Genomic DNA, 13,122 nt, shown 5'->3' on the forward strand with positions numbered 1-13,122 from the left:
TATGACCGCAAACGCCACAGCGCCCAAGAAAAAGCGCAAATACACTCGAAGAAAAAAGAAAAAGACTGGATATATTTCTGAAAGTGCATCATGGTCTGAAGAGTTATTGGAAGAATACTATTCAGCAATTGAAGATATTGCAATTAATAAGTTTGGAATAGATTTTTATCCAAACCAATTAGAAATCATTTCAAGTGAACAAATGTTAGATGCATATAGTTCAGTTGCAATGCCTGTTATGTACAATCACTGGTCATTCGGTAAGTCGTTTGTTTCTAACATGGAACATTACAAACGAGGTCGTATGGGGTTAGCTTATGAAGTAGTTATTAATAGCAATCCTTGCATAGCATACTTAATGGAAGATAATACAATGCTTATGCAAATACTTGTTATGGCTCATGCATGTTTTGGTCATAATACATTCTTTAAAACAAACTACTTATTTAAGCAATGGACTGATGCAGATTCCATAATTGATTACTTAGTATTTGCTAAGAAATACATTATGGATTGTGAAGAAAAATATGGTCCAAGAGAAGTAGAAGAAGTTCTTGATTCTTGTCATGCTCTTCAAATGTATGGTGTTGATCGATATAAAAGACCTGCACCTTTATCAATGGCTGAAGAAAAAGCAAGACAGGAAGAACGTGCAGCCTATATTCAACAGTCACTGAATGACTTGTGGAGAACTGTACCAACTTCAAACAATCGTGACGATGTGGAAGAAGAAAGACGTTTTCCACCTTCACCAGAAGAAAATATTTTATACTTCATAGAAAAACATGCACCACACATGCCAACATGGAAACGTGAAATATTACGTATTGTTAGAAAGATTTCTCAATACTTCTATCCTCAAATGCAAACTAAGTTAATGAATGAAGGTTGTGCAACTTTTTGGCATTATCAGTTAGTTCATGAATTACATGCCCAAGGAAAAATTCCTGATGGTTATATGTTAGAATTCTATGAATCGCATACTGGTGTTACCGCTCAACCAAGTTATGATAGTCCATATTATAGTGGTATCAATGTTTATGCTCTTGGGTTTGCAATGTATATGGATATTAAACGTATTGTTATGAATCCCACTGAAGAAGATCGTGAATGGTTTAGAGGTCAAGAGTGGGTTGGGTCTGGTGATTGGGTTAAAATTGTTAAGTGGGCTGCTGCATCTTTTAAAGATGAAAGTTTTGTTCAACAATTCTTATCACCAAAAGTAATACGTGACTTTAAACTATTTTCTTTTATAGATGATGATGAAGATACGGAATTAGAAATTACAGCTATTCACAATCGTCAAGGGTATGAAATGATTCGTGATATATTAGCTGAGCAATATAATGTTAATGAAAATTTACCTAACATTCAGATTTACAATGTAAATCGTAGAGGTGATCGTTCACTAACACTAAGACATTATCAACACAATAGACGTCCACTTGAGTTGGATAGCACACATGAAACATTAAAGCACATACGTCGATTGTGGGAACATGATATTATCCTCGAATCGGTCGATATAAATGATCAAGTCAAAACAGTCTACAAAGCAACTGAAGATAAATGCTTATTGGAACATTTTGACGATTGACCCATAAATAAAGAGAAAATGGATTTTCTCTTTATTAATTCAGAAAAACAAGGATTTAGACCGCTTTATGCGAGTATACAATATAACTAATATACACCTACAATTTCCTGTCCAAATTACCAATTCGGTATTGTATTTGTCCATGCTCTGGACATCCAATAAACAGCTACAATTTACAGAGGAGACGTGATATGTCTACAACAATTCACTTCTAATTGCGTTTATTAGATTTAACTTTCCTACGAAGGGTGAATATCATGTCCAAAAAGAAAGGCAGTACAACAAAAAGGAATTTACAACGAGACGTTGAGTTTTTAAACGAAGTTATAAAAAATAATGGGAGAGCCATGAGCGAAGGAGCAAAAAAGAAAAAATGGACGCGGCATGACATTAAGACAAATGTCAAGCCCATGACCGCAAAACAAGAAGATATGTTTCATACATATTTTCAGGGAAATCAATTAGCTGTATATGGATCTGCAGGAACAGGTAAAACATTTTTGGCTCTTTATCTAGCCATGATGGATATTCTCGACAAACGAGATCAAAAAGATAGAATAGTAATAGTTCGATCTGCTGTGCCAACCCGTGAACAAGGGTTCCTACCAGGCACACTTGAAGAAAAGCAAATGCATTATGAAAATCCTTATCGTGATGTACTTTGTGAACTTTTTCACCGTCCAACCACATATGATGACATGAAAGAAGCTGGTCTTATTGAATTTATGACCACATCATTCGTTCGTGGGTTAACTTGGGATAACGCAATTGTAATTGTTGATGAAGGTCAAAATATGACATGGCATGAAATCAATTCTATTATGACACGTATTGGGAATAACTCTCGTTTAATCTTTACGGGTGATTTAGTTCAAACAGATTTGAATCGTCGCTTAAGTGATCAAACAGGAATGGATCAATTTTTAAAAGTCACAGAAGCTATGCACAGTTTTGCACATATCCGTTTTACAACACACGATATTGTTCGTAGTGGTTTGGTCAAAGAATGGATTGAAACTTGTGAGGAGTTAGGGGTATATTAAAATACCCCTTACTTTTTCTTGGCTTCAAACTTTTCCAACTTAAATTCTAATTCACGAATTTGTTGTTTTAGTTTATTAATGTGTTGAATTTCTTCAATTTCTCGGTGTGTAAATAATTTCTCTAATTCACGAAGTTTCTTTTCGTGTTGCAAAGCGATTGTTTTATCTTCCATAACGTGACGTTCAACAAGCTGCTTTAATGCCACTTGGTCACGCTCTATAAAGGATAAACGAGCACTACCTAACCCCCACGCAACAGCAACCGTTGCAACAAGGGCTATTGCTGTAAGTACGTCTTTTAACGAGAAAGTTGCAGGTACTCGGACGCGTGTATCGTTGTCATTGTCGTGTCTATGCATATGAATATTTATTCAAAAACCCTTTTACCCATAAATAATTTACATGAATACACGTGTCTCTATCAAAGAAGCTTGCAGAAATTTTTGGGTACTTGTTTTATCCATTGTAGTTGTTGTAGGTGTAATAATTGGTATTGTGGCTAGAGAAAACATTATAACTCCAGCATTTATACAAGCTCACAATTTGCGAGTTGAACAGCTTGAAAAACGTGTAAAAGATCTGGAGAATCTACACTATCATGAATAGTATTATACCATATTTACCAACCATTTTTTGTTATTGGACTAGTATCTTAATTGCATGGAGTGCAATATCTGCATTAGGCATGTTTCAAATCATTCGTAAAATTAAAAGCTGTGGGTATGAAACAAGATCTTCAGACCATGCAGCTTTATGGTTATCAATTATTGGGGGAATTGCAGGTACTGTAATTCTTTTTGGCTTACCTGATCTAGTTGCATTAGTTATGGATGTCATGATTGCTCTCAATGTTTGGTATACTCTTTTTATGGGTTATTTGAGTTGGTCGAGTTTATCAGGTTGGCCAATTGTAATGCAATATGAACACCCAAGACATTCTAAACGACCTCATTTAACTGAACTGTAGTTTACCCTCTTCTTTTATAGTATAATTTCTCTTGAATAATTAGGAGAAAAATATGCGTGCATATTATTTTACAAACATGTACTTAAGTTCAATACAGCAAGGTATTCAACCTTTACATGTTACAAGTCGTTTATTCACCAAATATATGGAGATGAATGACGATTGTGCTTGGATTGATAATCCAATGTTACGTCAAATATATGATTGGGCAACCAATCACGAAACCGTTATTTGTTTAAATGGTGGATATACAGAAAGCATTCGTGAATTGATGAATAATTTTTTCAACGTACCTGAAAATCCATACCCTTGGGCTTTCTTTAATGAAGGTAAGGATGCACTTGATGGTGCTCTAACTTCTATTGGAATCATATTACCTGAACGAATTTATGAAACTGCTCAAGAAAAACGAGAGAATCGTGCGGATTGGGCATATGGTGATAAAGGATGGTTTCTTATGTATGGTGGTCGATATGGAGATGTTTGTGTGTATGGTAAATACCAAGACCTTACAGAATGGGAAAAAGACTTTATCGATGAAATGAGCAAGTATGGGTTAGCAAAATGATTAAGATAACTGTATCAGGTGATGCTGCTGTTGGCAAATCGACTATTATTAAGATAATTGAAAAAGCATTAAGAGGTTTATCTCTTAATGTGGAAGTTAAAATGCTTGATGAGAATTTTGATGACACTCCTTATGCTATGTCTCGCAGGATTGGTAAGATGCAAGAACATAACTTGCCAATCAAAATTATTGAGAAACGATCATTACACCTCATCAACAATGTTGAACGTATTCGCGAAAAGCCAATGTTTATTAATGTTTATTATCATGGTGATGGTGGTCAATGTTGTATAGAATCTGTACAATCATTTATTAATGATGAAACAGGTGCAGAAATAGCCAATAAGTTTGTTTGGCGTAAAGTTAACGAACCTGGGCATAATTGTAGAAATTCTGTTCGGGTTGAATATAGTGATGAGAATTTACAAGGTAATTGGGATGGACAAAACTACACTAGGTGATAGAATGAAAGGTTACGAAGCAACAAGTCAAAGTAAGTTACTTCGTCGTACACCAGTTATAATTAGACTTGATGGTAAAGCATTTCATACTTGGACAAAACAACTTCCAAATTTTGATGCTTCTTTACGTGAAGGACCTTTTAGTGATGTTATGCATTGGGCTATGACATACACTACCCAGTCTTTACTAAACAATATTCAAAATGCTGTATTTGCATACACCCAATCTGATGAAATTTCAATTCTCTTAAATGATTGGAAGAAACTTGAAACTGATCAATGGTTTGATGCTAAAGTTCAGAAAATGGCAAGTGTATCGGCTAGTATGGCAACAGGTTATTTTAATCAAGCTGTAACAAATGAAAACTACAATTTCTCATTAGCATTGTTTGATGCTCGCGTGTTCAACATTCCTCGTGAGGAGGTGACAAACTACTTTATCTGGCGTCAACAAGACGCAACACGTAACAGCATCCAAATGCTTGGGCGTTTTTATTTTTCACATAACCAAATGAATAATAAAAACGTCAGTCAAGTTCAAGATATGTTAATGGCAGAACACAATGTCAATTGGAACGATCTTGAAACATGGAAGAAAAGAGGGACAGGAGTACATCAGTATGGAATTGATGCACAGATCCCAATCTTTACTCAACAAAGAAATTATGTTGAGAAGTTTCTATTGGAAGAACAAGATGATGCAAGTGTTTGAAGATAGACCAGTTATTGATCGCTTTAATGGTGAATATGATTTTCTGAGTAATTTTTACTACAGTAAATTTATGTTTGAAGGTATTACCTATCCAACAAGTGAACATGCTTATCAATCCTTGAAAACACTTATTCCTGCAGAGCAAGAAATGGTTCGTAATGCACCATCTGCAGGCCAAGCAAAAAGAGCTGGTCGTGAAGTAACAATGCGTCCTGATTGGGATGAAATTAAGTTTCAACTTATGTATGATATATGTTTGGCTAAATTTACCCAGAATGCTTACTTACGTAAACGTTTGTTAGACACAAAAGATGCTGAACTTATCGAAGGAAATACCTGGGGAGATACTTATTGGGGTGTTTGTAGAGGTGTAGGTCAAAATAATCTTGGTATAGTTTTAATGCAACTTCGTGAACGTTTTCGTTTGGAAGAAGAATTTAATGTTGAGTGGGATAATGACTAAACGTTTTGTATATGATGCAGTTGAGGTTGTTTTGACTGGTCAAACAGCTAAACGTGAATTAATTCGTAAGTCACGCAAAGGAAATATTGTGACTTATGATATCAAACACGAAATTAAACCCGCCAACCGAAATGATGGTGAATGGACTAAATGGGTTCGCATGGATGAGTTATATGAAATTGAACAAGAGGAAGATGATGTCTAATTTAGGTAAAGAATTCTTAGGTTTTGTTTATAGACTTATGATGGATTCACTTTGGTTTGGGTGTGGAGTTTATGCTGTACTAACTGTCTTTGCACATCTACCATCTGATGGTTGGATGTTAGTTGCTTCTATAATGGGTGCACTTCTTGGATTTACTATATTTCGTCAGAAAAAGATTAAACAATATTTTGCGGAGTTACGATCATGATGAGTTGGGGCAGAGATGAGTGTCATTGTGCTTGTCATAGAGATCCATCAGTAAAACATATCATGCCTTGTTGTATTCAATGTATGAAGTGTGGGGCTCGTGTAAAGAATATTGAAGCACATATAAAAGAATATCACAGTGAACAGGAGAATAATAATGACACAATACCACGATCTACAATACCTGAATCTTCTTCAGAAAGTTCAGAATGAAGGTGTATTAAAACAAAATCGAACAGGTACTGCAACGTATAGTCTCTTTAGTCAACAAATGAGATTTGACTTAAGTGATGGTACCATTCCTCTATTAACTTCAAAGAAAATGTTTACCAAAGCAATCATTCACGAATTGCTGTGGTATATTCGTGGTTGTGATGGTGGTAACATTAAACAACTACAAGCAGATGGTGTCCGTATCTGGAATGAATGGGCTGACGAAGATGGTAATCTTGGACCTGTATATGGTGTATTGTGGAGGCACTGGCAAAGATTAACACAGGTTGATTCAGAGATTGATTGGCAAACCGATCCTCCATCGGTATTACTTCATTCTAAGTTTGAAGAGTCTGATCAATTAGCTCGTTTAATTTATCTACTTCGAAATAACCCAGATGATCGTCGAATGCTCGTAACTGCTTGGGACCCTACATTAGTACCCAGAGACGATAAAACCTTTGCTGAAAATGTTGCAAACGGTAAACAAGCCTTACCACCTTGTCACTATACGTTTCAGTGCTATGTTGCGAATGGGCGATTGTCGTTAATGCTTAATCAACGGTCTTGTGATTTGTTCTTGGGAGTTCCCTTTAATATCGCACAGTATAGCATTTTATTACACATGTTAGCCCAAATTGCAAATTTACAGCCAGGTGAATTTATATGGAATGGTGGTGATGTACACATCTATCACAACCATCTTGATCAAGTTGCTGAGCAATTAACTCGACGACCATTTGCATCACCTTTTCTTGACTTAAATCAAGATGTTACAGAAATTGATGATTTTAAATTTGAAGATTTTCAAATTCTTGACTATGTAAGTCATGGTACGATAAAAGCCCAAGTTTCTGTGTGACTTAATATAAATAGGGTATGAGCCCTATAAAAGTACCAGGATATACTATTGTTTTTCGTAAGAAAAACATTAACGGAAAGCATGTCGTTCGTGGAGTTCAAGGAATGATCCATGAACGACTAAGCCGTTTGCCAACTGTTGGGGTTATTAATAATCCAGTACTTCAAAATGTAACTCGTTTGATTACAGAATATATGGAAGACTTACTTGCTCATGACAAAATTCAAGCTTATCAAATCATATGTGACCAACGCAATAATAATGAAGACTTCAAACAACGCAATGGTCTAATTGCTATAATTGTTCGATTTCGTCAAACAAATTGTTTAACAATTACAGAACTCCTATATGAGATGTATAGAAATGATTCGAACTAAACACAAAAATGTAAATTCTAAAACATTAGTAAAAGCTATAGATGAATATGTAATTGATGAATTAATTTCTGAAGAAGCTAATTGGGAAGATCCAACAATTCGTATAATGTCTTTGGAGTTCATTGATATTGTTATGGAGGATCATAAATCTCAAGGACAAATTGATCATTGGAAAATTTATAGTGATAAAAGAAACAACTCTCCTGAAATGATTGCTCAATCTATATACACCCTCAATATTGAGTTTAAACAATCTCACTGTTTAAATACCACCAAATTAGTGTATACTTTTGGTGTAGGATTAAAAAACTAACCTGTTGACCCTCCCCCTATTTCACTGTATAGTAGTTATATAACTTAAATTACTATTGGTGTCAAATGAACAGTTTATATGATATTTTTCTTGATTTTGAAAATCATCCTTCCGAAGATATTGTGGAAGTACTACAAACTGCTGATGATCAGTATCATAATGACGATGAAAGTTTTCTAACAGATGAAGAGTACGATGCTCTTCGTCGCTACCTTGAATTATCCGATCCTACCAATCCATACTTAATTGGAGTTGGTAGTGACGTTCGTGGTGGTAAAGTTAAACTCCCATTTGAAATGGGAAGTTTAAACCAAATTCAAATTGGTGAAATAGAAGAGTGGGTTACAAAAAATCGTTTATCAGAAGTACAATGTGTTGTGTCTGACAAAATGGATGGAATTAGTTGTTTATTAGTTTACGATAATGATGGCAAATTCCAAATTGCTTACTCTCGTGGAAATGGTACTGAAGGAGCAGATATTTCACGTCACATCTCAAAAATTGCTAATGTTCCTCAACAAGTTAATGGTCGTATGGTTGTACGAGCTGAGATTGAAGTTGATGAAACCAATTTCCAAAAAGTACGTGAAAAAGTTACACGTCATTCCTCAAAAGACCAATACAAAAATGCACGTAATATGGTTGCAGGTTTGATGAATCGAAAAGAAAATCCAGAATTTGTTTATGATTACATGTCTGTAGTTGCTTATGAGGTTTTGGGTGAAAATTCTCTTTCGAAGTCAGCACAGTTAGAAAAGTTAAAACGAAATAATTTTAATGTTGTTCCTTATACAATACTGCTTGGTAATGAATTAACTGATGAAATTTTAGCAAATCATATTGATTTTCGACGTGAACAATCAGATTTTGCAATCGATGGAATTGTAATTGAAGTGGATAGTGTTGGAGTTCGTAATAGAATGAATCCAACTCGTGAGACTCTCAATCCTGAATATGCTATTAAGTATAAAGTAGCAGATGCCTCCAATATAGCAAGAGTTGAATGTGAAGGTGTAACTTGGAATATTTCCAAACACGGTTATTGGAAACCTCAAGTCAACATTGAACCTACTGAACTTGTTGGTGTAACTGTAAGAAATGCAACTGGTTTTAATGCTAAGTTTATATTGGATAATAATATAGGTCCTGGAGCAATAATTGAAATCACAAGAAGTGGTGACGTTATTCCTTTTATCCAAAATGTTATTCAAGGTACGACAGCACAAATGCCTGATGGAGATTGGCATTGGAATGAAACTGGTGTTGATGCAATTATGGATAATTTTCATGAACATGATGAAGTAATGGCTCAACAACTTATTGATTTTTTTGCATCAATTGAAGCTCCACACCTTAAAGAAGGTAGTGTACGAAAAGCTTTAGAGTACAAAGGATGTAACACTAATGGTTTTACAAATGCTCTGTTATCGATCCTAAACTTTACTGAAAATGATTGGAAGTTAGTGATTGGTAAAAAAGGACAAATCATTTATGATGGTTTACAAGATAAACTATCAAATATCCCATTACATATCTTAATGGGTTCCTTACCATATTTTGGTCGTGGAATCGGTCGTCGCAAATTTAAGAAGTTGGAAAAAGCATATGGAACTGAGGAGTTGCACCTACATATCATTAATGATGTAGAGTATATAACTGCTGTGGAAGGATTTGAAATGAAATCTGCTGAAAAGATAGTTGAAGGTGCTCCACGTTATTACAATTTTTACAATCAATTACCTGATTATGTTCAGGTTCAAGTGACTAATCTTAACCAGAAATCTGGAGGTAATATGGAAGGTCAAAAAGTAGTATTCACTGGTTTTCGTGACAAAGAGCTACAGTCTTTGGTGGAAGAAGCTGGTGGTGAAATTCAAAATGCATTTAGTGGAAAAACAACTTTAGTTGTTGCTAAAGATCCAAACAGCAATTCAGGTAAATTGAAAAAAGCTCGTGATAAGGGAGTGAGTGTTATTGGTATTGACGAACTTAAAGGTATGTTGTAATGCTTGGAGTGATTTTAATCTTTATCGGATTCAATATTTTAGCTATTACTTGTTGGTTCCAAATTTATTCAGCACAACGATTTTTGACAGAGTGGGTTAAACGATTCGCTCCTCATCAAAAAGAAATGTCTGAAAAAGATGTGGAAGAATTTGAACAAGTAGTAGTTCAAAAACTTTATTTTTATCATCGAAATGCTCAGTATTACAATATGTACTTACTTGGTGTTGGTATTGGTAATTTGTGTTTAATTCCTTACATTTTTACAGTTTGGTTTGCACCTATTATAGCTGTTCTTTTAAACTATCCAGTATTTCGGTTATTCCAGATTATGTTAAAAGATAACCAAAATCTGGGTTCTTTCTTACAGAAAAAAGTTTTAGCTTACCAACATTTCTTTAATAGTGAGGAGCAACATGATTAAAGATTTAATATTATTAATAATTCTTGTAGTAACAGCTTGTATGCTTGGTATCGAAAAGGTGCAAGCAGATGTTGATGCTGAAAACGAATTTGCTGATCAACACTTTGAATCAATCTTTGGAAAAGTATCTTCTTCTCAGGAATTTGATTTTGAAACGGTTGTTAAAGTGAAAGTAATCAAAACAGAGTTTGATGAAACTTGTGTTATCCTTTATTTTGATTATGAGGATGTTAAAATACCTACTTTTAATGGTGAAAATGCAGTCCTTTTTCGGTGTAATTAAATGAAATTATCAGCTATTGTTTGTTTAGACATGTATGGTGGAATGGGTAAGGATGGTAGAATTCCATGGGTGGACGAAAATGGAAAGAATGAATATCCTTCTGATTTTAAACACTTTCAAAATGTTACAAAAGATAAAACTCTCATAATGGGACGAAGGACGTATGAGGAGATTGAATCAATTACTCTGAAACGTGCTAAGAAACCAAAAGCACTTTTACCAAAACGTGAGAGTATAGTTGTTTCTCGTAACCCTGATTACAAACCCAAACTTGCAACCAAGTATGAAAATTGGAGGTTAGCTCTTTATGATCATAAAGAAGAGGATGAAGTTTTTATCATAGGTGGTGCACAGTTATTTTTAGAGACCCTTCCATTTATCGAAACAGCATATATAACTATTATAGATAAAGATTACCAATGCAATAAGCAATTTCAAATTGACTATTTGAGAAAAAACTTTAAAATTGTAGATGGTCGTCAAGAAAAAGATTTATATTTTGTTACATATGAGAGAGTGCGTTAATGAGAATATTTCAGTCTGGTTCTATCCCTACTCCAGTTGGAAAAATAACATATTATATACAAAAACAGGATACAAACAATTTTAAAGTATCTCTAAAAAATGGAAGTGAAGAGACTAACACAACACTTTCGACTTCTGAAAGTGCCATTAAGTGGCTTGAACGACAGGTAAGTTGTATAGTCAGAAAATTCGAGGAATAGTAATGCGTTTTTTAACACTTATATTTTTTAGTTTGTTTACACTATCTTGTGCTGCCGATCCTGTAAACCCTCATGCAGGGTTAACTCCTGAAATGCTTCATCAACAACGTGAAGCCTTCCATCGTGATATTGGTTATCCAATGGTCTTCCGAGTTCCTGGTCCTGGTGAAATGTACAATTTTCCAATCAAGGAATATCGATTATTAATTGTTGCACCTGACAATGATGAGTTTCTCGATAAGCTTGACCAGTTGGTTAATGCTTGTTTTGATTATGGTATGTTTGGTGCTTTTGTTTTTCAGGATAAGAAAATTAGCACACCAATTGATACAATCCTTAATCGAATTGAAGCTGGAGTAAATGTTGAACGATCTGAAAAAGTTGTTCGAATGAGAGTTGCTCGAGACATTTATCGCAGTAATTTTAATCGAAAAGAATCAGCACGTCATGCTTACAAGGAATGTATGACAGACTTAGGACGTTTACGATATGAAGGTCCTACTACTGATGATGATTTTCTAGGTTTTACTGAGTAGCTTTTTTGCGAGGAGCCCGTTTCTTTTTAGCAGCGGGCTTCTTTGGCTCATTTAAGATTTTAATCATATTCTTCAAACGTTTTCTAATTTCATCAGAATCCATCCAAAGATCTTCACCTTTTAACAAACGATCAATTTCATCTTCACTCAAAAAGGGGTAGTAGATTTTCTTGATCATTTTACTGAACCACTTAACAGTAGCTTCTAACTGTGCAACTTGCTCATTACCTTTTCCAAACACACCACCACTAAAATTGTGGAACATCATTAAACCGTGATCATTGACAATAAATTCATCACCAGAAAGAAAAATAATTGTTCCCAAAGAATGGCATTCACCTTCAAGTACAGTAATACATTTAGCTGGTGAGTTTTGCATGCAGTTGATAAGTTGTACACCTGTATCGAGAACACCACCACCAGTGTTCAAAATAATGTAAATCAGATCTTGTGGATTGGCTGTTCTGATTCTGTGAAACATATCAATGTAGTGTTGTGGTTCTAAAATTTCACCAGTGAGATAAAAGGTATGAAGACGACTTGTTAGAGGCTGTTCATAGTATTGAAAGGCTCTAGGTTCGTCATTAGGTTTAATTTCTTGTTCGGTATTTTCTTCCACACGAGTACCCTCATACACGACCAAGAAAGTATGATCGTTATAACTATATATATGAAGATTTTACCAAACGTCTATGTATTCATTCAGCGGTAACCCTATGGTTCTCTTGATTTTATCCTCCCATTCATAGAAAGATTTACCGTGTGTCATGCGTTTAATAAAAGGGTAAGAAGTACGTTTTTGAAGTTGCCACAAGTGTACCATTTCGTGCACTAGCACAGTAAGGAAAGTTTTTCTATCATCAAATTCACTACAGATGCCCATATGATATGAGTCTTTTTTAATGTACCGACAATACCCAAGAGCAGCATCTTCCCCATAACGTGGTTGGAAGACGGTAATAGATTGGGGCATCTCCAATTTGTTATTGAATATTGCAGCGTTAAGATAACGAAACCAAAATACAACCATTTCTTTCGAAATGTCAATACAGTATTCTTCTCCGCGTTTTCGTATGTGATCCTTTATCTTAGCTCGTGCATATTTGACACTTACTTTTTGCATACTTCCATTTTCTTTGGTTGATTCCAATCAACCTCCAGG

General features: G+C 34.8%; 21 protein-coding genes. 18 read left to right on the forward strand and 3 right to left on the reverse strand.

Features of this window, described 5'->3' with window-relative positions; genetic code table 11:
- Position 1: 1 nt before the first annotated feature.
- Positions 2-1,597 carry a SpoVR family protein gene (locus AC220I_RS02430; RefSeq protein ID WP_486722218.1) on the forward strand — a complete coding sequence of 532 codons (1,596 nt, stop codon included), beginning with the start codon at positions 2-4 and terminating at the stop codon, positions 1,595-1,597.
- Positions 1,598-1,854: 257 nt separating this feature from the next.
- A complete protein-coding gene (locus AC220I_RS02435; RefSeq protein ID WP_486722219.1) occupies positions 1,855-2,640 on the forward strand; it encodes a PhoH family protein in 786 nt (261 codons plus the stop codon).
- A gap of 8 nt (positions 2,641-2,648) precedes the next feature.
- Here the strand turns inward: AC220I_RS02435 and AC220I_RS02440 are convergent, their stop codons facing one another.
- Positions 2,649-2,999 (reverse strand): hypothetical protein, encoded by a 351-nt coding sequence (locus tag AC220I_RS02440; protein ID WP_486722220.1) that lies wholly within the window; start codon positions 2,997-2,999, stop codon positions 2,649-2,651.
- Positions 3,000-3,042: 43 nt separating this feature from the next.
- Between AC220I_RS02440 and AC220I_RS02445 the strand changes: the two genes are divergently transcribed.
- From AC220I_RS02445 to AC220I_RS02520, 16 genes are all read left to right on the forward strand, one after another.
- Entirely contained in the window at positions 3,043-3,246 is a 204-nt protein-coding gene (locus AC220I_RS02445; protein ID WP_486722221.1) for a hypothetical protein, read from the forward strand.
- Positions 3,239-3,607 (forward strand): hypothetical protein, encoded by a 369-nt coding sequence (locus AC220I_RS02450; RefSeq protein WP_486722222.1) that lies wholly within the window; start codon positions 3,239-3,241, stop codon positions 3,605-3,607. The genes AC220I_RS02445 and AC220I_RS02450 overlap by 8 nt, the downstream gene beginning before the upstream one ends.
- Before the next feature lie 52 nt (positions 3,608-3,659).
- Positions 3,660-4,175, forward strand: a complete 516-nt coding sequence (locus AC220I_RS02455; RefSeq protein ID WP_486722223.1) for a hypothetical protein — start codon at positions 3,660-3,662, stop codon at positions 4,173-4,175.
- Positions 4,172-4,636: a hypothetical protein gene (locus AC220I_RS02460; protein WP_486722224.1), complete on the forward strand. Its 465-nt coding sequence runs from the start codon at positions 4,172-4,174 to the stop codon at positions 4,634-4,636. Before AC220I_RS02455 ends, AC220I_RS02460 begins: the two co-directional genes overlap by 4 nt.
- A gap of 4 nt (positions 4,637-4,640) precedes the next feature.
- Complete coding sequence (locus tag AC220I_RS02465; protein WP_486722225.1) at positions 4,641-5,348, forward strand: tRNA(His) guanylyltransferase Thg1 family protein; 708 nt, start codon at positions 4,641-4,643, stop codon at positions 5,346-5,348.
- Positions 5,332-5,811, forward strand: coding sequence for a riboflavin biosynthesis intermediates N-glycosidase (gene ybiA / locus AC220I_RS02470; RefSeq protein WP_486722226.1), 480 nt, complete (start codon positions 5,332-5,334; stop codon positions 5,809-5,811). The genes AC220I_RS02465 and ybiA overlap by 17 nt, the downstream gene beginning before the upstream one ends.
- Positions 5,804-6,016 carry a hypothetical protein gene (locus tag AC220I_RS02475; protein WP_486722227.1) on the forward strand — a complete coding sequence of 71 codons (213 nt, stop codon included), beginning with the start codon at positions 5,804-5,806 and terminating at the stop codon, positions 6,014-6,016. The genes ybiA and AC220I_RS02475 overlap by 8 nt, the downstream gene beginning before the upstream one ends.
- The gene (locus tag AC220I_RS02480) at positions 6,009-6,224 is read left to right on the forward strand and encodes a hypothetical protein (RefSeq protein ID WP_486722228.1); all 216 of its coding nucleotides are present in this window, start codon (positions 6,009-6,011) and stop codon (positions 6,222-6,224) included. The genes AC220I_RS02475 and AC220I_RS02480 overlap by 8 nt, the downstream gene beginning before the upstream one ends.
- Before the next feature lie 156 nt (positions 6,225-6,380).
- Complete coding sequence (locus AC220I_RS02485; RefSeq protein WP_486722229.1) at positions 6,381-7,298, forward strand: thymidylate synthase; 918 nt, start codon at positions 6,381-6,383, stop codon at positions 7,296-7,298.
- A gap of 104 nt (positions 7,299-7,402) precedes the next feature.
- Positions 7,403-7,675: a hypothetical protein gene (locus AC220I_RS02490; RefSeq protein WP_486722230.1), complete on the forward strand. Its 273-nt coding sequence runs from the start codon at positions 7,403-7,405 to the stop codon at positions 7,673-7,675.
- On the forward strand, positions 7,662-7,988 hold the full coding sequence (locus tag AC220I_RS02495) for a hypothetical protein (RefSeq protein ID WP_486722231.1): 327 nt from the start codon (positions 7,662-7,664) through the stop codon (positions 7,986-7,988). The genes AC220I_RS02490 and AC220I_RS02495 overlap by 14 nt, the downstream gene beginning before the upstream one ends.
- Positions 7,989-8,053: 65 nt before the next feature.
- Positions 8,054-9,994: a BRCT domain-containing protein gene (locus AC220I_RS02500; RefSeq protein ID WP_486722232.1), complete on the forward strand. Its 1,941-nt coding sequence runs from the start codon at positions 8,054-8,056 to the stop codon at positions 9,992-9,994.
- On the forward strand, positions 9,994-10,416 hold the full coding sequence (locus AC220I_RS02505) for a hypothetical protein (RefSeq protein ID WP_486722233.1): 423 nt from the start codon (positions 9,994-9,996) through the stop codon (positions 10,414-10,416). Before AC220I_RS02500 ends, AC220I_RS02505 begins: the two co-directional genes overlap by 1 nt.
- Positions 10,409-10,699, forward strand: coding sequence for a hypothetical protein (locus AC220I_RS02510; RefSeq protein WP_486722234.1), 291 nt, complete (start codon positions 10,409-10,411; stop codon positions 10,697-10,699). The genes AC220I_RS02505 and AC220I_RS02510 overlap by 8 nt, the downstream gene beginning before the upstream one ends.
- Positions 10,700-11,224, forward strand: a complete 525-nt coding sequence (locus AC220I_RS02515; RefSeq protein WP_486722235.1) for a dihydrofolate reductase — start codon at positions 10,700-10,702, stop codon at positions 11,222-11,224. It abuts the gene before it with no gap.
- Between the two features lie 202 nt (positions 11,225-11,426).
- Positions 11,427-11,960 carry a hypothetical protein gene (locus tag AC220I_RS02520; RefSeq protein WP_486722236.1) on the forward strand — a complete coding sequence of 178 codons (534 nt, stop codon included), beginning with the start codon at positions 11,427-11,429 and terminating at the stop codon, positions 11,958-11,960.
- Here AC220I_RS02520 and AC220I_RS02525 read toward each other — a convergent pair.
- Positions 11,950-12,579 (reverse strand): ATP-dependent Clp protease proteolytic subunit, encoded by a 630-nt coding sequence (locus AC220I_RS02525; RefSeq protein WP_486722237.1) that lies wholly within the window; start codon positions 12,577-12,579, stop codon positions 11,950-11,952. The genes AC220I_RS02520 and AC220I_RS02525 overlap by 11 nt on opposite strands.
- Positions 12,580-12,639: 60 nt before the next feature.
- Positions 12,640-13,110 carry a SprT-like domain-containing protein gene (locus AC220I_RS02530; protein ID WP_486722238.1) on the reverse strand — a complete coding sequence of 157 codons (471 nt, stop codon included), beginning with the start codon at positions 13,108-13,110 and terminating at the stop codon, positions 12,640-12,642.
- Between the last annotated feature and the right edge of the window lie 12 nt (positions 13,111-13,122).

It is taken from the genome of Fusibacter sp., from assembly GCF_057447755.1.